The organism is Streptomyces sp. CA-294286 (assembly GCF_050947155.1).
Taxonomy (GTDB): Bacteria; Actinomycetota; Actinomycetes; order Streptomycetales; family Streptomycetaceae; genus Streptomyces.
In genome coordinates this window covers 343,550-363,644 of sequence record NZ_CP192004.1, presented here as the reverse complement: position 1 = coordinate 363,644, position 20,095 = coordinate 343,550, and the positions used below count along the sequence as shown (strand labels likewise).

The 20,095-nt window shown below is 72.5% G+C and carries 15 protein-coding genes; 6 read left to right on the top strand and 9 right to left on the bottom strand.

Annotation, left to right across the window (positions count from 1 at the left end; translation table 11 throughout):
* The first annotated feature begins 108 nt into the window (after positions 1 to 108).
* Both ACQPZG_RS01645 and ACQPZG_RS01640 read left to right on the top strand, forming a co-directional pair.
* Positions 109 to 1,086: a helix-turn-helix transcriptional regulator gene (locus tag ACQPZG_RS01645; protein ID WP_433543945.1), complete on the top strand. Its 978-nt coding sequence runs from the start codon at positions 109 to 111 to the stop codon at positions 1,084 to 1,086.
* 269 nt (positions 1,087 to 1,355) lie between these two features.
* Positions 1,356 to 3,248 carry an AMP-dependent synthetase/ligase gene (locus ACQPZG_RS01640; RefSeq protein ID WP_433543944.1) on the top strand — a complete coding sequence of 631 codons (1,893 nt, stop codon included), beginning with the start codon at positions 1,356 to 1,358 and terminating at the stop codon, positions 3,246 to 3,248.
* 224 nt (positions 3,249 to 3,472) lie between these two features.
* Here the strand turns inward: ACQPZG_RS01640 and helR are convergent, their stop codons facing one another.
* Positions 3,473 to 5,716 carry an RNA polymerase recycling motor ATPase HelR gene (gene helR / locus ACQPZG_RS01635; protein ID WP_433543943.1) on the bottom strand — a complete coding sequence of 748 codons (2,244 nt, stop codon included), beginning with the start codon at positions 5,714 to 5,716 and terminating at the stop codon, positions 3,473 to 3,475.
* Positions 5,717 to 5,885: 169 nt separating this feature from the next.
* Positions 5,886 to 6,869, bottom strand: a complete 984-nt coding sequence (locus tag ACQPZG_RS01630; protein ID WP_433543942.1) for a GNAT family N-acetyltransferase — start codon at positions 6,867 to 6,869, stop codon at positions 5,886 to 5,888.
* Positions 6,870 to 6,933: 64 nt separating this feature from the next.
* On the opposite strand from ACQPZG_RS01630, the gene ACQPZG_RS01625 reads away from it, so the two are divergent.
* Positions 6,934 to 7,560, top strand: coding sequence for a TetR/AcrR family transcriptional regulator (locus tag ACQPZG_RS01625; RefSeq protein WP_433543941.1), 627 nt, complete (start codon positions 6,934 to 6,936; stop codon positions 7,558 to 7,560).
* Here ACQPZG_RS01625 and ACQPZG_RS01620 read toward each other — a convergent pair.
* Entirely contained in the window at positions 7,552 to 8,130 is a 579-nt protein-coding gene (locus ACQPZG_RS01620) for a helix-turn-helix domain-containing protein (protein WP_433543940.1), read from the bottom strand. The genes ACQPZG_RS01625 and ACQPZG_RS01620 overlap by 9 nt on opposite strands.
* Before the next feature lie 473 nt (positions 8,131 to 8,603).
* On the opposite strand from ACQPZG_RS01620, the gene ACQPZG_RS01615 reads away from it, so the two are divergent.
* Complete coding sequence (locus tag ACQPZG_RS01615; protein ID WP_433543939.1) at positions 8,604 to 9,416, top strand: class I SAM-dependent methyltransferase; 813 nt, start codon at positions 8,604 to 8,606, stop codon at positions 9,414 to 9,416.
* Between the two features lie 152 nt (positions 9,417 to 9,568).
* On the opposite strand, the gene leuE is transcribed toward ACQPZG_RS01615, so the two are convergent.
* From leuE to ACQPZG_RS01600, 3 genes are all read right to left on the bottom strand, one after another.
* Positions 9,569 to 10,222, bottom strand: a complete 654-nt coding sequence (gene leuE, locus ACQPZG_RS01610; protein ID WP_433543938.1) for a leucine efflux protein LeuE — start codon at positions 10,220 to 10,222, stop codon at positions 9,569 to 9,571.
* A gap of 224 nt (positions 10,223 to 10,446) precedes the next feature.
* Positions 10,447 to 12,000 carry a S41 family peptidase gene (locus tag ACQPZG_RS01605; RefSeq protein ID WP_433543937.1) on the bottom strand — a complete coding sequence of 518 codons (1,554 nt, stop codon included), beginning with the start codon at positions 11,998 to 12,000 and terminating at the stop codon, positions 10,447 to 10,449.
* 143 nt (positions 12,001 to 12,143) lie between these two features.
* On the bottom strand, positions 12,144 to 12,560 hold the full coding sequence (locus ACQPZG_RS01600) for a VOC family protein (RefSeq protein ID WP_433543936.1): 417 nt from the start codon (positions 12,558 to 12,560) through the stop codon (positions 12,144 to 12,146).
* An 86-nt stretch (positions 12,561 to 12,646) separates the two neighbouring features.
* On the opposite strand from ACQPZG_RS01600, the gene ACQPZG_RS01595 reads away from it, so the two are divergent.
* On the top strand, positions 12,647 to 13,240 hold the full coding sequence (locus ACQPZG_RS01595) for a TetR/AcrR family transcriptional regulator (protein ID WP_433543935.1): 594 nt from the start codon (positions 12,647 to 12,649) through the stop codon (positions 13,238 to 13,240).
* A gap of 96 nt (positions 13,241 to 13,336) precedes the next feature.
* On the opposite strand, the gene ACQPZG_RS01590 is transcribed toward ACQPZG_RS01595, so the two are convergent.
* From ACQPZG_RS01590 to rhaI, 3 genes are all read right to left on the bottom strand, one after another.
* Positions 13,337 to 14,773: a rhamnulokinase gene (locus ACQPZG_RS01590; protein WP_433543934.1), complete on the bottom strand. Its 1,437-nt coding sequence runs from the start codon at positions 14,771 to 14,773 to the stop codon at positions 13,337 to 13,339.
* Positions 14,770 to 16,824 (bottom strand): bifunctional aldolase/short-chain dehydrogenase, encoded by a 2,055-nt coding sequence (locus tag ACQPZG_RS01585; RefSeq protein ID WP_433544592.1) that lies wholly within the window; start codon positions 16,822 to 16,824, stop codon positions 14,770 to 14,772. The genes ACQPZG_RS01590 and ACQPZG_RS01585 overlap by 4 nt, the downstream gene beginning before the upstream one ends.
* A gap of 94 nt (positions 16,825 to 16,918) precedes the next feature.
* Complete coding sequence (gene rhaI / locus ACQPZG_RS01580; RefSeq protein WP_433543933.1) at positions 16,919 to 18,082, bottom strand: L-rhamnose isomerase; 1,164 nt, start codon at positions 18,080 to 18,082, stop codon at positions 16,919 to 16,921.
* Between the two features lie 420 nt (positions 18,083 to 18,502).
* Here rhaI and argG point away from each other — a divergent pair, with 420 nt between their 5' ends.
* The gene (gene argG, locus ACQPZG_RS01575) at positions 18,503 to 19,948 is read left to right on the top strand and encodes an argininosuccinate synthase (protein ID WP_433543932.1); all 1,446 of its coding nucleotides are present in this window, start codon (positions 18,503 to 18,505) and stop codon (positions 19,946 to 19,948) included.
* Positions 19,949 to 20,095: the final 147 nt, after the last annotated feature.

Here is a 20,095-nt window from a genome sequence, read left to right as displayed (position 1 = left end):
CGGCAAGCGGAGCCATTACTCCGCGGGTACCAGGCAGCCGAAGCGGCCCACAGGGGGGTACTGACAGGGACAGGCAGCCGTCCGTCGGCCGTGCGCATACTGACCGGCATGAACTCAGCCAGTGAACTCGGCGCCTTCCTGAAGTCGCGGCGTGCCCGGGTGTCCCCCGCGGCGGCCGGGCACGCCGGCACCGGCCGACGCCGGGTGGCGGGGCTGCGCCGTGAGGAGGTGGCCGACCTCGCGGGCGTCAGCGTCGTCTACTACACGCGGCTGGAGCAGGGCCGCGCCCGCAACCCGTCGGATTCCGTGCTGGACGCCCTGGTGCGCGTGCTGTGCCTCGACCCGACGGAGCGGGCGCACCTGTACGACCTGGCGCGGTGCACGGCCCCCCGGGCGTCCCCGCTCGCGGCAGCCCACCGGCCCGGCGACGCCGGCGGGCGGCCGGACCGTGCGGGCTCCGGCGATTGTGCGGCGGACGCGGACGACGAGCCTCCCGTACGGGAGGACCTGCACCGCCTCCTGGCCGCCGTGGGGGCCGTCCCCGCGTACCTGCTGGGGCCCGCCATGGACGTCCTCGCCGCGAACGGCCTCGCCCGCGCCCTGGTCGGCGGCCTGGACGTCCCGCCGCCGGGGCGGCCCAACCTGGCGCGTCACGTCTTCCTCGACGCCTCGGCCCGCGACCTGTACCCGCGGTGGGGCGAGGTGGCGGGGCAGACCGTGGGGTTCCTGCGCTTCTCGGCGGGCCGCAGGCCCGGGGACGCCCGGCTGGGGCGGGTCGTGACCGAACTGAGCCGCCGCAGCCCGGAGTTCAGGGAGCTGTGGGCCGCGCAGGAGGTCACGGAGAAGTCGTACGGCACCAAGGGCTTCCGGCACCCGCTGGTCGGCGACTTCGACCTCGGGTACCAGACGCTGTCGCTGCCCGGGACCGAGGGCAGGTCCCTGGTCGTCTTCACCGCGCCGGATGCGCGCGCGGACAGTGCGCTGCGGCTTCTCGGCAGTTGGACGGCCCCGCTCGCCGTACCACCGTCACACACCGGTCCGGAGCGCCGCGCGCCCCGGCCGGGCGGTCGCCCCCGACGCTCCTGATCCGTCCGCACCTCCTGGGGCGCGGCGGGGACGAGCATGCTCCCCGTACGGGCTGCTGCTCACCGCCGCTGCCGTGCGGGCGCCCGCGTGCGCTTTCGTGCAGGCCCGGTGCGAACCCGTCCGCCCGCGCTGTTGCCCACGACCTCTTCCGCACAGGTTCTGCACAGGCTCTTACGCACCGGCCGGATTGCCCTTACTGTCACCTCTACTTTCGAGTTACCCGTCAGTTAACAAGCTGTCGATGGGCGTTTCCGAGCCCGGAGGTTCACGTGAATTCCGCTCAGTCCCTTGTCGATGACCGCCCGGTTTCCGTGGCGCACCTCTTCTTCTCCCGGGTCGGGGCCACGCCCGGCGGCGAGGCCTACCGCTACCCCGTACCGGCGGACGACGGCACGTCCGGGGCCGAGCGGTGGCACTCGCTCACCTGGGCGCAGACCGCCGAACGCGTCACGACGATCGCCGCCGGCCTGCTCGCCCTCGGGCTGCGGCGCGAGGAACGGGTCGCGATCTCCTCCTCCACGAGGGTGGAGTGGATCCTGGCCGATCTGGGCGTGATGTGCGCGGGCGCCGCCGCCACCGCCGTCTACCCCAGCACCCACGCCGACGAGACGGTCTACATCCTGTCCGACTCCGGCAGCCGGGCGATCTTCGTCGAGGACTCCGAGCAACTGGCCAAGGTGCTCGCGCACACCGACCGCCTGCCCGAACTCCGTCACGCGATCCTCTTCGATCCCGACGCCGACGCCGAGGCCGCCCGGGTGGAAGGGCTGGAGGTGCTGTCCCTCGCCGAACTGGAAGCGCGCGGGGCCAAGTACCTGGAGGAGCACCCGGACGCCGTCGAGCAGGCGGTCGCGGCCATCGAGCGCGAGCACCTCGCCACGCTGATCTACACCTCCGGCACCACCGGCCGCCCCAAGGGCGTGCGCCTGGTGCACGACTGCTGGTCCTACCAGGGTGTCGCCCAGGAGGTCAGCGGACTCCTGCGCGCCGACGACGTGCAGTTCCTGTGGCTGCCCCTGTCCCACGTGTTCGGCAAGGCCCTGATCTCCGGGCAGATCAGAACCGGCCACGTACTGGCGGTGGACGGGCGCATCGACCGCATCATCACCAACCTGCCCGCGGTCCGACCGACCGTGATGGCGTCCGCACCGCGGATCTTCGAGAAGGTCTACAACGGCATAGCCGGCCGGGCACGCGCCGAAGGGGGAGCCAAGTACAAGATCTTCCTCTGGGCCGCCAAGGTCGCCCGCGCCTACGCGAAGGCGGGGCAGGAGAGCACGGCGGCGGGCGGACGTCGCCGGATCCCCCCGGTGCTCGCCGTTCAGCACGCCGTGGCCGACCGGCTGGTGTACGGCAAGATCCGCGCCGCCTTCGGAGGCAACCTCCGCGGCAGCGTCTCCGGCAGCGCCGCCCTCGCTCCGGACATCGGCTACTTCTTCTCCGGCGCCGGCGTCCACGTCTTCGAGGGCTACGGGCTGACGGAGACCAGCGCGGCCTGCACCGTCAACCCCGCCGAGGGGTACCGGGTCGGCTCGGTGGGCAAACCGCTGCCCGGTACCGAGGTCCGCATCGCCGAGGACGGCGAGGTGCTGCTGAGGGGCCCGGGAGTCATGCGCGGCTACCACAACCTCCCGGAGAAGACCGCCGAAGTACTGGAGAGCGACGGCTGGTTCCACACCGGCGACATCGGAGAGATGGACGCGGACGGCTTCCTGCGGATCACCGACCGCAAGAAGGACCTGTTCAAGACCTCCGGTGGCAAGTACGTGGCGCCCACGGAGATCGAGGGCCGCTTCAAGGCCGTCTGCCCGTTCGTCAGCAACATCCTGGTCATCGGCGACGGCCGCAACTTCTGTACCGCCCTGATCGCCCTGGACGAGACCGTCGTCATGCCCTGGGCGCAGGAGAACGGACTCGCCGGCCGCGATTACGCGGACGTGGTCTCCTCGGCACAGGTGCACGAGCTGATCGCCGGCTTCGTCGAGCAGGTCAACGGCGACCTCCAGCGCTGGCAGACGATCAAGAAGTTCTCGGTGCTGCCGCGCGACCTCGACATCGAGCACGGCGAACTCACCCCGAGCCTCAAGGTCAAGCGCCCCGTCGTGGAGCGCCAGTACGCGGAGGTCGTCGAGGCGATGTACGAGGGCGCCCGCGAAGCCTGACGCCGCGCGCCGCCCGCTGCCCCGGCCCGCCCTCCGGTCTCGTTGCGCTCGGAGGGCCCTCGCGGGCGGGGCGGCCGGAAGAACGACGTCCGACGGCGGGCGGGGCCCGACGCGGCGCCCGCCCGCCGCCGGGGCCGGGCCCCGCGCCCGCCCGTCGTCACGGGCAGGGCGACACCCCTCACCGGGCCGTCGTCCCCTGCGCCCGCCCACGCCCGGCCGCCGACTCACCCGCTGGTGAGCACCACGAGCTGCTGGGTCGCCCTGGTCATCGCGACGTAGCGGTCGACCGCTCCCTCGATGCCCACGCCGAACTCCTCGGGGTCGACGAGCACCACCAGGTCGAACTCCAGGCCCTTGGACAGCACCGGGGTCAGCGCCCGCACCCGGGGCCGCGCCCGGAACGCACCGCCGGGCGCGTCGTCCCCCGCACCGTTCGCCCCGATGACGCAGGCGACGCCCTCCTCGTGCGCGTCGAGCCACGTGTCGAGCACCCGGTCCAGGTCCGCGACGGAGCCGTGGACGACCGGGAGGCCGCTGCTGCGGACGGAGACCGGCACGTTGGCGTCCGGCAGGACCGTCCGGACGACCGGCTCGGCCTCCTGCATGATCTCCCGCGGCGTGCGGTAGTTGAGGGTCAGGGAGGCCACCTCGATCCGGTCGAGCCCGACCCGCTCCAGCCGCTCCCGCCAGGACTCCGCGAAGCCGTGCCTGGCCTGTGCGCGGTCCCCGACGACGGTGAAGCTCCGCGACGGGCAGCGCAGCAGCAGCATCTGCCACTCGGCGTCCGTCAGTTCCTGCGCCTCGTCCACGACGACGTGCGCGAACGGTCCGGCCAGCCGGTCCCGGTCGGCGGTGGGCAGCGCGTCCTGGTCGATCAGGCTGTCCTGGAGGTCCTTGCCGCGCAGCATCCTTACCGCGCCCTCGCTGTCGTCGCCGCCCGAGTTGACGTCGGCGGCGGCGACGATGTCGTCGATGACGAGCGCCATCCGTTCGCGCTCGGCGGCGACGGCCGCGGCGCGCAGCCGGTCGCGGCGGGCCGCCTCCGGATCGCCGAGCCGCTGCCGCGCCGCGTCCAGGAGCGGCAGGTCGGACACCGTCCAGGCCCGGGGCGCGTCCTCGCGCCGGAGCTTCGACACCTCGTCGGGGGTGAGCCACGGCGCGCACATCCGCAGGTAGGCGCGGACCGTCCACAGGTCGGAGACGAGGTCGGCGGCGTCGATCAGCGGCCACGCCCCGTGCAGAGCCGTGACGAGGTCACGGTCCTGGCGCAGCGCCCGCAGGAACTGCTCGGGGGAGACGCCGTCCTCCTCCTCGTCCAGGCCCTGCTTGTCCATGAGGAGCGTGGCCAGTTCCTCCCAGACCTGCTCGCGGGCCTCGTTGTGCGGGGTGCCCGCGCCCGCCGCCCGGAACGCCTCGGCCCAGTCGTCGGCGCCCACCCACACCTCGCACCAGGGAGTGGAGACCGCCAGCCCCTCGGTGGGCGGCTGTTCGTAGAACGCGACGGCCTTCTCGATCGCCCCCACCATGTCCGCGGACGACTTCAGGCGAGCCGTCCGCGGGTCGGACTCGAGGACCGCCGCCGCCCCTTCGGGGACGAGGTCGCGCAGGGTGCAGGTCTGGACGCCGTCCTCGCCGAGGCCGGGCAGGACGTCGGCGACGTACCCGAGGTAGGGCTCGTGCGGGCCGACGAAGAGGACGCCGCCGCCGCGCCGGTGGTGGCCGAGCCGCGGGTCGGAGTACAGGAGGTACGCGGAACGGTGCAGGGCGACGACGGTCTTGCCCGTACCGGGGCCGCCGTCGACGACGAGGGCGCCGCGCGAGCCCGCGCGGATGACGGCGTCCTGGTCGGACTGGATGGTGCCCAGGACGTCGCGCATCCGCTCCGACCGGTTGGCGCCCAGGCTGGCGAGGAACGCCGACTGGTCGTCGAGCGCGGCACGGTCTTCCAGGCCGTCCGGGGTGAACACCTCGTCCCAGTAGTCGCTGATCCGCCCGCCCGTCCAGCGGTACCTGCGTCGGCTCGCCAGGCCCATCGGGCGGGCGTGGGTCGCGGCGAAGAAGGGTTCGGCGGCGGGCGAGCGCCAGTCGACCAGGAGGCGGCGGCCCTCGCCGTCGGTCAGCCCGAGCCGCCCGACGTACAGGGGCTCCGCGCCGTCCTCGGCGACGACGTGGCCCAGGCACAGGTCGAGGCCGAAGCGGCGCAGCGCGCGCAGCCGCCCGGTCAGCCGGTGGATCTCCGCGTCGCGGTCCATCGCCTCCCGGCCGATGCCGCCGGGGGCCCGGCGGAGGTTCTCCAGCCGCCCGGACAGTTCGGCGATCGTCCGCTCCAGGCTCGTGGCGATGGCCGCGAAGTGCTGTTCGTCCCCGGCGATCAGCTGCGGGTCGGCCTTGACGGCGAGCCGCCCGGGGAGCTGGAAGACGCCGGTGGCCGCAGCGGTGGTGCCGGTGGTCTGAGGGCTGGTACGCACGTGGTGGGACTCCCGTTTCCGCAGCTGGGGGGCTTAGGAGAGGGATTGTGCGGTACGCGGGGGGCCTTGCCGCAAGGCCCCCCGTGAGCTATACCTTGAGAGTGGCAAGGAGTACGTGACGCACCCGTACCCGCGCTGCGCGCCGCGGAGCACGTCTCCGTTGCCCGTGTCACACGTCGCGGTCCACGTCGTCCCAGGCGAGCGAACTCATCCGCCAGCCGTCGGGCGTCCGGACGAACTGCGTGGTCTTGTGACCCGTCCCCTCGAACCGCTCGCCGTTCAAGACACCCGTCTTGCGGTACTCGCTGAAGCGGTGCGCGACCGTCCCGAATATCTCCGTCCGCTCGCCGACCTCCCACTCGGCGAACTCCGTCAGCGTCCCGTCCGTGAGCATCCGCTGCCGCGGCTCGACGAACGAGTCCAGGTCGTACACCACGGGCTTGCCCCCGACGTTGCTGACGATCATCCCCTCCGGGATGAACACCTCACGGATCACCCCGACGTTCGGCCGCCGGCCGCCGGTGTTGGTGAACGCGCCGAGGAACTCCGTTGTCAGCCGGTCGAGTTCGGCCTTGTCGCTCTCATCGGTTCCGGAGTCCGGGGCCTTCTCCGGGAGCGGCCTCTCCTCGGCGAGCAGCGACCACATCTCGCAGTGGAGCCGTTCGCCGCGGTACGGGGTCCGCTGCCGCAGGACGCCCTCGCGCGTCATCCCGAGGCGGCGCGCCACGGCGCTGCTGCGGGCGTTGCGCGTCGAGGCGACCCACTCGATCCGGCTCATCCCGCGTTCCGAGAACGCCCAGTCGATCAACGCCCGGCACGCCCGGGTCACCAGCCCCCGCCCCTGTCCGGCCTCCTCCAGCCAGCAGCCGATCTCGCACACCCCGGACGCCGCGTCGAAGTGCGGGAACATCACGCCGCCGACCAGCACGCCGTCCAGCCAGATCCCGTGGATCCGCCCGGTGTCCGCGGCCTGCCGGTCGGCGTACCGCTGGAGGACGGCGGTCGCCGAGGCGAGGTCGGTGCTGAACGTCGCCCACGGGATCCACGGGTCCACCAGGGGCCGGGCGCGGTCGATGTGTGCGAGGAACTCCTGCGCGTGCCAGGGTTCCAGCGGGGCCAGGCGGGCGTCGTCACCGAGCGGAAGTGCGTACACGATTACCTCGATCCAGGGGCGTCACGCACGTACGTAACGCGTGTTCGGTACGTAAGGTAGCAGCATGCCACCCGCACCAGGAGACCGTGAAGCCCGTCGCAAGGACGTGTCCGAGGCGGTGTGGCAGGTCCTCGCCGAGAAGGGCTTCGGCGGGCTGACCCTGCGCGCCGTCGCCGCCGCGATGAACGTCTCGACCGGCATGCTCATGCACTACTTCCCGACCAAACGGGCCCTCATCGCGCACGCCCTGGACCTGCTGGAGACGCGGACGGCCGAACGCCCGCGCCGGGCACGCCCCGCCGAGGGTCTGGCCACCGTACGGACGATGCTGCTGGACATCCTTCCGCTGGGCCCGGACGACACCGCCCGCAACCGCATCTGGGTCAGCTCCTGGGACCTCGCCCTCGCGGACCGGGGCCTCGCCGCCGACCAGGCCGCCCGCTACACCCGGCTGCGCGACTCCCTGCGCCCGCACTTCGTCACCGCCCTGGCCCGGGGCGAACTCCCCGCCGCCGCGGCCGGCCCGGACCAACTCGCGGCGTCGGCAGTCGCGTTCACGCACGGGCTCGTCGTGCAGGCCCTCTTCGACCCGGCGCGGTTCCCCGAGGACGTGCAGACCGCGATGCTCGACGACTTCCTCGGGTCCTTGGGAGCGGGGGCGGGGGAGGGGTCTTCCGGCGGTTCAGGCTGACGGGCGCAGATGCGTGCGTTGACCGTCGTGGTCGAGGATGCACAGGAACTCCGCAGGGCCGCCACGGGCGCCGAAGGCGTGCGGGATCATGGTCGAGAACTCCGCCGCCTCGCCCGTCTCGACCAGGATCGTACGGTCGCCGAGAACCAGCTCGACGGTGCCGGACAGGACGGTGAGCCAGTCCTTGCCCGGGTGCACCCGCAGGTCGGCGTCGCCGCCCCGGGGGGCGGGTCGGGTGACGCGGAGCTTGGCGACGGTGAAGCCGTGGGGGCCCGCGTCCCGGTTGAGCAGCCAGGTGGTCCGGCCCTGGGCCTCGTCGCGGTGCGGGCGGATCACCACGTCGTCGTCGGTCGTGGACTCCACCAGGTGGTCGAGGCTCGTGCCGAGTGCGCGGGCGATCGGGGCCAGCTGGTCGAGGGCGATCCGGCGGTGCCCGGTCTCGATCCGGCTGAGGGTGGAGGGGCTCAGGTAGCAGCGGGCGGCCAGCTCGTCGAGGGACCAGCCCTTGGCGAGCCGCAGGCCCCTGATCCGCTTGCGTACGAGGTCGTCCAGATCTCCGTCTTGCGTCATACGCAAGAGTGTATGCCAGGTGCGCAAGATGGTCGTACGCTCGAAGCATGGGAACTCAGCAGCAGGACATGGACGGACACGACGGCCGCGCGCGCCGGGACCACGACGAGCAGCACGGTCAGCACGGCAACCCCCGAAGCCACGGCGCTTCCGAGGATCGGGGCGCTTCCGGGGATCAGGGCCGACACGAGGGTCACGGCGCTCACGACACTTCCGGGGGGCGGGGCCCGGACGGGGGTCGGGGCCCGGACGGTGACCACGGCAACCGGGCGAGTCACGCAGGGCACGCGAATCACGCAGATCATGAAGGCCACTCGCACGGCCACCCGCACGGCGCCTCCGGCGATCAGGGCTCGGACGATGACCACGGCAGCCACGGCAGCCACGCAAGCCACGTAGGTCACGGCGGCCACTCGCACGGTGCCGCCGGTGACGCCGCGCCCGACCCCGCCGCCGAGGAAGCCCTCGCGGAGATGCTCGAACTCGACGCCGAGGTCCTCCAGGACTACCTCGCCGACCTCATGGACTGGCTCGTCGAGCTGACCTCCGACACGCCCCCGCGCCGCATCCTCGACCTGGGCGCCGGCACCGGCACCGGTACGCGCGCGCTCCTGCGGCGGTTCGCGGACGCCGAGGCGGTGGCCGTGGACATGTCCGAGTCGATGCTCGGACGCCTCGCGGACAGGGCGCGCGAGTCCGGTCTCGCCGACGGCCGGGTCCGTACCGTGCGGGCCAACCTCGACGAGGAGTGGCCTGCCGGACTCGACTCCTTGGACCTGGTGTGGGCGTCGGCCTCGCTGCACCACATGGCGGACCCGGACCGTTCCCTGCGTGAGATCCTCGCGGCGGTGGCCCCCGGCGGGCGGCTGGTCGTGGTGGAGATGGACGCGTCGCCCTTCCCGCGCTTCCTGCCGGACGACCTCGGCCCGGGGCTCGGCCGGCCCGGAGTCGAGGAGCGCTGCTACGCCGCCGTCGCGGACAAACACGCCGCGGCGGTGCCGCACCTCGGCGACGACTGGGGCACCCGGCTGACCAGGGCGGGCTTCACGGTCGAGGCGGAACGCCGCTTCGTCGTCCACCTGAAGTCCCCGCTGCCCGCCGCCGCCGGACGTTACGCCCGCGCCATCCTGGCCCGCCTGCGCGAGCACCTTGCCGACCGGCTGGACGCCGACGACGTCACGGTGCTCGACAAGCTCCTGGACGACGACGGCCCGTACAGCATCCTGCGACGCGACGACCTGACCGTCCGGACGAGCCGGTCGGTGTGGGTGGCGCGTCGGCCCTGACAGTGGAATGACAGCGGAACGCCCCGGCTGCCGCTCTCCCTGCGGCAATCGGGGCGTCAGCCGGGGAGCGGAACCACCCGGCGCGGGCGTCCTGCGCCGCGGCGCCCCCTCTCCCGCTTCTCCGCGCTGCTCTGCCGCAGTGCTCTGCGGTTCTACGCGCTGGCCAGCGTCAGTTTCGCCGCGAACCCGAGGAAGAGCACTCCGGCCGCCGAAGTCGCCCCGGCGGAAAGCCGCTTGCGGCGCGCGAAGGCGGCCGAGAGGCGGGTGCCGCTGAAGATGAGGGCGGTGAGGTAGAGGAAGCTCGCCAGCTGGGCGAAGGTGCCGAGGAGGACGAAGGACAGCGCGGGGTACGCGTAGGCCGGGTCGACGAACTGCACGAAGAAGCTGATGAAGAAGAGGATCGCCTTCGGGTTCAGCAGGCTGATCACCAGGGCCCGGCGGTACGGACGTTCCACAGCGGCGGGCTCGGCCTGAGCCGCGGCCGTCCGCACGGATTCGCGCCGCGTCCGCCACATCGACCACGCGGCCCGCAGCATTCCGATCGCGAGCCAGGTCAGATAGCCTGCGCCCGCGTACTTCACGATGCCGAACAGCAGCGCGTTCGCCTGGAGCAGCGAGGCGACCCCGGCCGCCGACAGCACCATCAGCACCGCGTCCCCGCACCAGACCCCGGCCGCCGCCGTGTACCCGGCACGGACGCCACGACGGGCGGCGACGGACAGCACGTACAGCGAATTCGGTCCTGGCAGAAGCACTATCAGGACGAGACCCATCAGGTAGGTCGGAAGATCAGTCACACCGAGCATGGGCAGAGTTTCGCACGGGCGTGCGGGTGCTGCTCCGGCATTTCGCAGTGCGGGCAGCGGGCGGCGGGCGGCGGACACGGCGGCCGTGGCGGTGTGCACCGCCCCACCGCCACGGAGCACGCAACACGGCCCCGCCGCACGGCCCCACCGCCCGCCCCGGAGCGCGGCCCCACCGGCACGGAGCACGCAACACGGCCCCGCCGCACGGAGCACGGTGCGCGACGTCATGGGCGGGCGGGGCCGTGGGGCTGTCGCGCGTCCAGCTCCCGCAGGGCCCGCTTCAGGGCGGGGTCGCGGAGCCGGTGGAGGTCCTGCAGGGCGTACACGGGTTCGTGGTGGGTGGGCGGGATGCCGCAGCCGTCGTAGGTGCGGCCGGACCGGTCGGCGTACTTCTCGTTGGGGAGGGTGAGGGTCCAGCCGTTGGGGAGGGCGCGGTCCATGGTGTCGGAGAAGACGCCCTGGGTGGGCTCGCCGATGCGCAGGGGCGCGGGGGAGCGGGACATCAGGGCCTGGGTGAAGGTCTCCCCGGCGCTGACCGTCAGCGGGCCCGTGAGGACGGCGAGGGAGCCGGTGTAGCGGGCCCCCTCTGCGGGGCGGACGCGTACGGGCTGGCCGCGGGTCCAACTCCCCTCGTCGTACGGGTCGTTGCGTGCGGACTTGGTGTACGCCGTGTAGGTACGGTCCGTGAGGCGGCGGGCGAGGGCGATGCCCAGGGCGTCCGAGCCGCCGCCGTTGAAGCGGAGGTCCACGACCAGGCCGCGGAGGGCGCGGACGCGGGAGGGGGTGAAGACGGTGTCCAGGGCGCGGTCCAGGACGGCCGCGTCCGCGTCGGCGTTCTCCTCGCCGTCGCTGCCGTACTTGAGGAAGCCGGTGATCCGGAGGTAGCCGACGCCCCGCCGCTGTTCCAGGTCCGCGTACTGGACCCGGCCGTTGGCGAAGCTGCGCACGGTGGCGGGAAGCTGGGCGCGGGTGGCCCTCTCGATCGCGGCGACGGACTCCGGGGAGACCTCCGGCGTTCCGGGGCGGAGGTTGAGCGTGCCGCGCTTGCCGGTGGCGTCGCGGAGCTGGGTGTGCAGGTCGTGCAGCGGTTCGATCATCGCGGCGAGCAGGGCGAAGAGCCGGTCGTCGGTGATGCGGGGGTGTACCTGCGGGCGGTACTTCGCGCGCGTCGCGTTCCAGTCGACGCCCCTGTCGCGGAAGAAGGGGTAGTTCTCGTGGAGAGTCGACCAGAAGACGTCGAAGGTGTGCAGTGGGCTCCCGGCGGGCGGGTGGGCGCAGTCGGCGGGCAGTGAGGACACCCGCCCCAGGCGCCGTTCGCCGACGGCACCGGCGGGCGAAAGCCGCGCGCGGTCGGCCGCGCCGCCCACCGTCCGGATGCTCAACTCCCGCACGCCCTCGGCATTGTGGAACGGGACCGCGCCGTCGTTCCCCGTCCTGTCGGCCGACAGTCGCAGCCCGCCCGGCAGGCAGCCGGCCGCGGACACCTCGTAGCTCCGCAGCTCGCCGCGCCGCACCGTCAGGTACTCCTGGTAGCCGTCGCTCCGCCACACCCCGTCCAGCGCGGTGCCGCCGCCCCGGCTGCCGCGCGGGTCGGGCTGTGCGCCGTGCGCGACGGCACCGGGCGCGACCAGTGCCAGGGCGGAGACGAGCGCGACGGCCCCGGCGGTACGACGCCGCAGTCGCCCCGACCTCTGCTGCTTTCCGGCGTCGGCGGCGCCCGTGGGGGCCGTGCGGTCGGCGCTGTCCGTGTACTCGACGCTGCCGGTACGGATGGGCATGGCGGTCCCCCGAGGTCCTGTGCTGCTGACGGTCGCTGGTCCCCCCACCCTCTCGGCCCATCGCCCGGCCGGGCCATCCGGCCACCCCGACGTCCTGCCTGGGGACAGCCCCCGTCCCGTCGCCCCGACTTCGGTCCCGGGGCTCAGTCGCCGACGTACTGCTGTGCGTACTCCTTGGTCGGCGGGGTCGGGGTGATGACGTCGATGAGGACGCCGTCGGGAGCGGCCACGATGAAATGTCGCTGCCCGAAGTCCTCGGTGCGCAGTGCGAGCAGGGGGGTGAGGCCCTCCCGTACGACCAGCCGTTCCCACTCGGCGTCCACGTCCGCCACCTCGAAGTTGAGGATCAGGCCCTCTACGGGTTTGCGGTGGCTCTCGGGGAGGGTGGGGTGGGTGTGGTCCAGGAGGGCGAGTTCGTAGGGGGAGTCGCCCGGCCGTCGCAGACTCACGTACCAGTCGGCCTCGAAGGTCGTCTCGAAGCCCAGCAGCCGGGTGTAGAAGGCGTGGGAGTCCTTCAGGCGGGCGGTGGCGATGACGGGATAGAAGCCGGTCAGCTGCACGGCAGGTCCTTTCTCACGAACTTCGCGTACCATCGGTATGTGAAAAAGCTATTCGCGTACCACTGGTATGTCAATGGGAGGGTTCGGTGACGGAGCGCGGGGTCAGGGCGCGGCAGCGGGAGGAGACCCGGCGGACGCTGCTGGCGGAGAGCAGGCGTCTGTTCACGGAGCGCGGGTACGGCGCGGTGAGCCTGGCGGAGGTCGTCGGCGCGGCCGGGGTGACCAAGGGGGCGCTCTACCACCACTTCGACGGCAAGGAGGAACTCTTCCGCGCGGTCCTGGAGGACGTGCAGCAGGAAGTGGGCCGGCGGGTCGCCGGGGCCGCCGGGGCGCACGAGGACAGCTGGGGCCAACTGACCTCCGGCTGCCGGGAGTTCCTCGCCGCGGCCACCGCACCCGGCATTCAGCGGATCATGCTCGTCGACGGGCCCGCCGTACTCGGCTGGACCGCCTGGCGGGCGATGGACGAGGCGTCCTCCGCCCGCCACCTCACCGAGGCGCTGACCGCTCTCGTGGACGAGGGAGTCATCCCCGCCCAACCGGTCGCGCCGTTGGCCCACCTGCTCTCCGGTGCGATGAACGAGGCCGCCCTGTGGCTGGCGACCTCCACCGACCCCGCCGACCTGGAACACACCACGGCCGCTCTCGACCGGATGCTTGACGCGCTACGGGCCGCATAGGCGACGCGGGCCCGGCCCCCGTCGCGATGCGATGACGTCCACGCCTGCCCCCAGGGGCGTGGGCGGGCGTCGTCGCTCTGCGGGGACCGCCGGGCCTCAGCGGCTGCCGTTCGGACGTGGCGTGAAGGTGACGGGCGTGTGCGTGCGGGCCACCAGGGTGCGGAGGTCCTCCAGGGTGCCGGTGAGGGTGCCTGCCGTGCGGGCCTGGATCAGGACGTTGCCGAGGGCCGTGGCTTCGACGGGGCCCGCGAGGACCGGGCGGCCCGCGCGGTCGGCGAGGCGTTGGCAGAGGAGGCGGTTGAGGGCGCCGCCGCCGACCACGTGGATGCGCGTCAGGCGTACGCCGGAGAGGAGCTCGGTGCGGTCGACCGCCTCCGCGAAGGTGTGGGCGAGGCTTTCGACGATCGCGCGGACGAGGGCGGGGCGGTCCGGCGGGGCGGGGAGGCCGTGCTCCTCGTACCACTGCGCGATACGGGCCGGCAGGTCGCCGGGGGCCAGGAAGCGCGGGTCCTGCACGTCGAACACGGCCACGGGGAGCGGCGCTCGGGCGGCTCGGGCGAGCAGGTCGGGGAGCGAGGCGGAGCTTCCGTCGCGCTGCCACCAGCGGATGCTCTCGCTCAGCAGCCACAGACCCATCACGTTGGTGAGGAAGCGGACGCGGCCGTCCACGCCGCCCTCGTTGGTGAAGTTCGCGGCGCGGGCCGCGTCCGTGAGGACCGGCTCCGCCAGCTCCGTGCCCACCAGACCCCAGGTGCCGCACGAGAGGTACGCGGCCCCGGCCTCCGTCATGGGTACCGCGACCACCGCCGACGCCGTGTCGTGGGAGCCGACCGTCGTCACCGGGATCTCGGGGAGCCCGAGGGGGCGGGCGAGGTCCGGGCGCAGGGCGCCGACCGGGGTGCCCGGATCCACCAGCTCGCCGCACAGCGACCCGGGAAGACCCAGCCGGGCGAGCAGCTCGTGGTCCCACGCGCCGGTGCGGACGTCGAGCAGGCCGGTCGTCGACGCGTTCGTGCGCTCGGTGAACTGCGGGCCGCCGGTCAGCCAGTGGCCCAGCAGGTCGGGGATCAGCAGCATCCGGTCGGCGAGGGCCGTCCAGGGGTCGGCGGCCAGTTGGTAGAGCGTGTTGAAGGGCAGGTACTGGAGCCCGTTGCGGGCGAAGAGGCCCTCGTGCGGAACGAGTCGGTGGACCCGGGCGGGACCGGCCTCGGTGCGGACCTCGTCGCGGTAGTGGCACGGGTTGCCCAGCAGGCGGCCCCGGCGGAGCAGGCCGTAGTCGACCGCCCAGGAGTCGACGGCGAGGCCCGCCAGCGCAGGGCCCGCCGCCCGGTGGGCGTGGCCCAGGCCGGTCAGGATCTGACGGTGGAGTTCCAGGACGTTCCAGTGCAGGCCGTCGGGGGTGCGGACGGGCTCGTTGGGGAAGCGGTGGACCTCGTGCAGGTGGAGGCGGTCGGGCGCGACCTCGGCGGCGATCACTCGCCCCGAGGTCGCGCCCAGGTCGACCGCCGCCACCCGGAGGGCGGTGGAGGTCATCGCAGGAAGCCCGCCGCCACTCCCGCGTCCACCGGCACGTGCAGGCCCGTCGTGTGGGACATCTCAGGACCGCACAGCACGAAGACCGCGTTGGCGACGTGTTCGGGCAGGACTTCGCGCTTGAGCAGGGTGCGCCGGGCGTAGAAAGCGCCCAGGTCCTTCTCCTCCACCCCGTAGACCGCGGCCCGGTTCGCGCCCCAGCCGCCCGCGAAGATCCCGGAGCCCTGGACGACGCCGTCCGGGTTCACCCCGTTGACCCGGATGCCGTACTCCCCCAACTCGGCGGCAAGCAGCCGCACCTGGTGGGCCTGGTCGGCCTTGGCAGCCGAGTAGGCGATGTTCTTGGGTCCGGCGAAGACGGAGTTCTTGGAGGAGATGTAGACGATGTCGCCGCCCATGCCCTGCTCGATCAGCACCTTCGCGGCGGCCTTCGAGACGAGGAAGGAGCCCTTGGCCATGACGTCGTGCTGGAGGTCCCAGTCCGCCTCGGTGGTCTCCAGCAGGGACTTGGACAGGGAGAGACCCGCGTTGTTGACGACGAGGTCCAGGCCGCCGAAGGCCAGGACCGCCGTGTCGACCATGTGCCGCACCGCCGCCTCGTCGGAGACGTCCCCCGCCACGCCCACCGCGACGTCCGGACCGCCGATCTCCGCGGCAGCCGCCTGCGCCTTCGTACCGTCGAGGTCGGCGACGACCACGCACGCGCCCTCGGCGGCGAGCCGGCGTGCGGTGGCCCGGCCGATGCCCGAGGCCGCGCCCGTGACCAGGGCGATGCGGGTGGCCAGCGGCTTCGGCTTCGGCATGCGCCGGATCTTGGCCTCCTCCAGCGCCCAGTACTCGATACGGAACTTCTCGGACTCCGGGATGGGGGCGTACGTCGAGACGCCCTCGGCCCTGCGCATCACGTTGATCGCGTTGATGTAGAACTCGCCCGCGACGCGTGCCGTCTGCTTGTCCTTGCCGTAACTGAACATGCCGACGCCGGGGACGAGGACGATCAGCGGGTCCGCGCCCCGGATCGCGGGGGAGTCGGGGGTGGCGTGCCGGTCGTAGTACGCCTGGTACTCCTCCCGGTAGTCCGCGTGCAGTTCCCCGAGGCGGGCGAGGACGTCGGTGAGGGGCGCGGCGGCGGGCAGGTCCAGGACCAGCGGGCGGACCTTGGTGCGCAGGAAGTGGTCCGGGCAACTGGTGCCGAGGGCGGCGAGGCGCGGGTGCTCGGTGCGGGCGAGGAAGTCGAGGACGGCGGGGGAGTCGGTGAAGTGGCCCACCATCGGCCGGTCCCGGGAGGCGATCGAGCGCAGGGTGGGGGCGAGGGCCGCGGCCTTCGCCCGCCGCTCCGGCGCCGGCAGGGCCGCGTACCCCTCCAGGACCGGGCCGAAGGGCTCCGGACGGCTGTGCTCGGCCATGTAGTCGGCGGCCTCGTCGATGATCCACAGGGAGTTGCGTTCGCACTCCTCGGAGGTGTCGCCCCAGGCGGTGATGCCGTGACCACCCAGGATCACCCCGACGGAATCCGGGTGCGACCGCTTGTACTCGGCTATGTCGAGGCCGAGTTGGAACCCGGGGCGACGCCACGGCACCCAGCCCACCCGCTCGCCGAAGATCTTGCGGGTCAGTTCCTCGCCGTCGGCGGCGGTCGCCAGCGCGATGCCGGAGTCCGGGTGCAGGTGGTCGATGTGCGCGGCGTCGACCAGCCCGTGCATGGCGGTGTCGATGGAGGGGGCCGCGCCGCCCTTGCCGTGCAGGCAGTAGTCGAACGCGGCGACCATCTCGTCCTCGCGCTCCACCCCCGGGTACACGTCGACGAGCGCCCGCATCCGGTCCAGGCGCAGGGTGGCCAGGCCGGCGGCGGTGAGGGTGCCGAGGTCGCCGCCCGAGCCCTTCACGTGGAGGAGGTCGACGCTCTCCCCGGTGACGGGGTCGGTGGCGGAGTCCTTGGCGGAGGTGTTGCCGCCGGCGTAGTTGGTGTTCTTGCGGTCGCCGCCCAGCCGGTTCGAGCGGGCGATCAGCGCCTCCACGGCGTCGGCGCTCCCGCCGCGGTCCTCGGGCACGGGACGCCCGGTGACGGACCCGCTGTCGGGACGCCCGGTGGCGGGCTCGTTCTCGGGGCGCTCGGTCACGGGCTCGATTCTCTTGCTGCTCACGTCAGTTCCATCCTGCCTGGTGTCCGCCGACCCGGTCCGCCTCGATCTGCTGCTGGTAGCCGTCGGCGAGGTACGCCCGCACCGGATCGCCCGGCAGGCCACGGGACTCGCGCCACTCGGCGAGGTCCTTCCGTACGTCCGTGTAGAAGGCGTCGTTGAAGATCTCGTGGGCGAGGAGCACGTCTCCCGCCGCCCGTGCCGCGTCCAGCGCCTCGGTGTCCAGGAGCAGGGCGCGGGCGGTCATCTCCTGCACGTTGAGCACGGACCGGATCTGGCCGGGGATCTTCTGCTCGACGTTGTGGCACTGGTCGAGCATCAGCGCCACGTCCGAGCCGGGGCCGTACCCGCCGCCCCTGATCACCTCGACCATGATCCGGAAGAGCTGGTACGGGTCGGCCGCGCCGACGATCAGGTCGTCGTCCGCGTAGAACCGGCTGTTGAAGTCGAAGGAGCCGAGCTTCCCGAGGCGCAGGAGCTGGGCCACGATGAACTCGATGTTGGTGCCGGGCGCGTGGTGGCCGGTGTCCAGGCACACCTTCGCCCGCTCGCCCAGTGCCAGGCAGTGCGCGTACGAGGTGCCCCAGTCCGGCACGTCCGTGTGGTAGAAGGCGGGCTCGAAGAACTTGTACTCCAGCACCAGTCGCTGGTCGCCCGACAGCTGGGCGCATATCCCGGCGAGCCCTTCGGCCAGCCGGTCCTGACGGGCGCGGATGTCGTCCTGGCCCGGGTAGTTGGTGCCGTCGGCGAGCCAGATCTTCAGGTCGCGGGAGCCGGTCTCGTTCATGACCTCGATGCAGGCGAGGTGGTGGTCGACGGCCTGGCGGCGGACCTCGGGGTCCGCGTGGGTGAGGCTGCCGAGCTTGTAGGCGTCGTCCTGGAAGGTGTTGCTGTTGATCGTGCCGATCGAGACGCCCAGGTCCTCGGCGTACCTGCGGAGTCCGCCGTAGTCGTCGACGGTGTCCCAGGGGATGTGCAGGGCCACGGTCGGGGCGAGCCCGGTGAAGCGGTGGACCGTCGCGGCGTCGGCGATCTTCTCCTCGACGGTGCGGGGGGTGCCCGGCGTGCCGAAGACCTTGAAGCGGGTGCCGGAGTTGCCGTACGCCCAGGAGGGAACCTCGATCGCGAGGGCGGCGAGGCGTGGGGCGGTGTCGGCGAAGTCGACCATGGAATCTTCCTTGCCGGGGGCTGAGTGTGCGGAGTGCGCGGCGCGTGCCCGTGGATGTGGTGTGAATCGATTCAAGCACGGTGTCGCTGATGACGGCAAGGGTTGCGGCGGAGAGGGGTCGGGGGACGGAGGGAGGTCGCGCAGTCCTGCGATTCGCTTCCGGCGGCGGGGTGTTGACGTGCGGGCGTACATCCGCTCCGCCGGGCTGTGGCAGCCGTACGTTCCGAGTAGGCTGAAACGAATCAAAAGCGGACGGAGGAAAGGGGCTGGCCCACGGGTGCTCTCGCGCTCGCCCACGGGTGCTCTCGCGTTCGCCCGCGAGGTGCCGGAGCGGGCTCGCGGGGCGCGGCGGAAGTGGGCCCGGGTGTCGGCTGCTCCAGTGGCTTTGCATGACCATGCGTATGTGTGCATACTCTTCCTATGTCTAAGGTCCTCACCTCCCTCCCCGCCGGCGAACGCGTCGGCATCGCCTTCTCCGGCGGGCTCGACACCTCCGTCGCCGTCGCCTGGATGCGCGACAAAGGCGCAGTCCCCTGCACGTACACCGCCGACATCGGTCAGTACGACGAGCCCGACATCGAGTCGGTGCCCGGCCGTGCGAAGGCGTACGGCGCTCAGATCGCGCGTCTCGTCGACTGCCGTGCGGCGCTCGTCGAGGAGGGGCTGGCCGCGCTGACCTGCGGCGCGTTCCACATCCGGTCGGGCGGGCGGGCGTACTTCAACACCACGCCGCTGGGCCGCGCCGTCACCGGCACGCTGCTCGTGCGGGCGATGCTGGAGGACGACGTCCAGATCTGGGGCGACGGCTCGACCTTCAAGGGCAACGACATCGAGCGGTTCTACCGCTACGGCCTGCTCGCCAACCCCCACCTGCGGATCTACAAGCCCTGGCTCGACGCGGACTTCGTGACCGAGCTCGGCGGCCGCAAGGAGATGTCGGAGTGGCTGCTCGCCCACGACCTGCCCTACCGGGACTCCACGGAGAAGGCGTACTCCACCGACGCCAACATCTGGGGTGCGACCCACGAGGCCAAGACCCTGGAACACCTGGACACCGGCGTCGAGACCGTCAACCCCATCATGGGCGTCCGGTTCTGGGACCCGTCCGTCGAGATCGCCACCGAGGACGTGACGATCGCCTTCGACCAGGGTCGCCCGGTCGCGATCAACGGCAAGGAGTTCGCGTCGCCCGTCGATCTGGTGATGGAGGCCAACGCGATCGGCGGACGCCACGGCATGGGCATGTCCGACCAGATCGAGAACCGCATCATCGAGGCCAAGAGCCGCGGCATCTACGAGGCCCCCGGCATGGCCCTGCTGCACGCCGCGTACGAGCGCCTGGTCAACGCGATCCACAACGAGGACACCCTCGCCCAGTACCACAACGAGGGCCGGCGGCTCGGCCGCCTCATGTACGAGGGCCGGTGGCTGGACCCGCAGGCGCTCATGGTCCGGGAGTCCCTCCAGCGCTGGGTCGGCGCCGCCGTCACCGGCGAGGTGACCCTGCGGCTGCGGCGCGGCGAGGACTACTCGATCCTCAACACGACGGGCCCGGCGTTCTCGTACCACCCGGACAAGCTCTCCATGGAGCGCACCGAGGACTCCGCGTTCGGCCCGGTCGACCGGATCGGCCAGCTCACCATGCGCAATCTCGACATCGCCGACTCCCGCGCCAAGCTGGAGCAGTACGCGGGCCTCGGCCTGATCGGCACCGCCAACCCCGCCATCGGCGCGGCCCAGGCGGCGTCCACCGGTCTGATCGGCGCGATGCCGGAGGGCGGCGCCGAGGCCATCGCCTCACGCGGCGAGGTCTCCGGCGACGAGGAGATGCTGGACCGTGCGGCGATGGAGTTCGGCACGGACTAGGCACGAGGGAGGGGGCCTGCCCGGCGCGGTTCCGCTCTGCGGGCACGGGCGTTCCGGGCCGGCCCCTTCCAGCACGATGTCCGAATGCGGCCGGTACGTAGCGGCCGATTCGCGCATCCTCGCGGCATGACGACTTCACCTGCGACC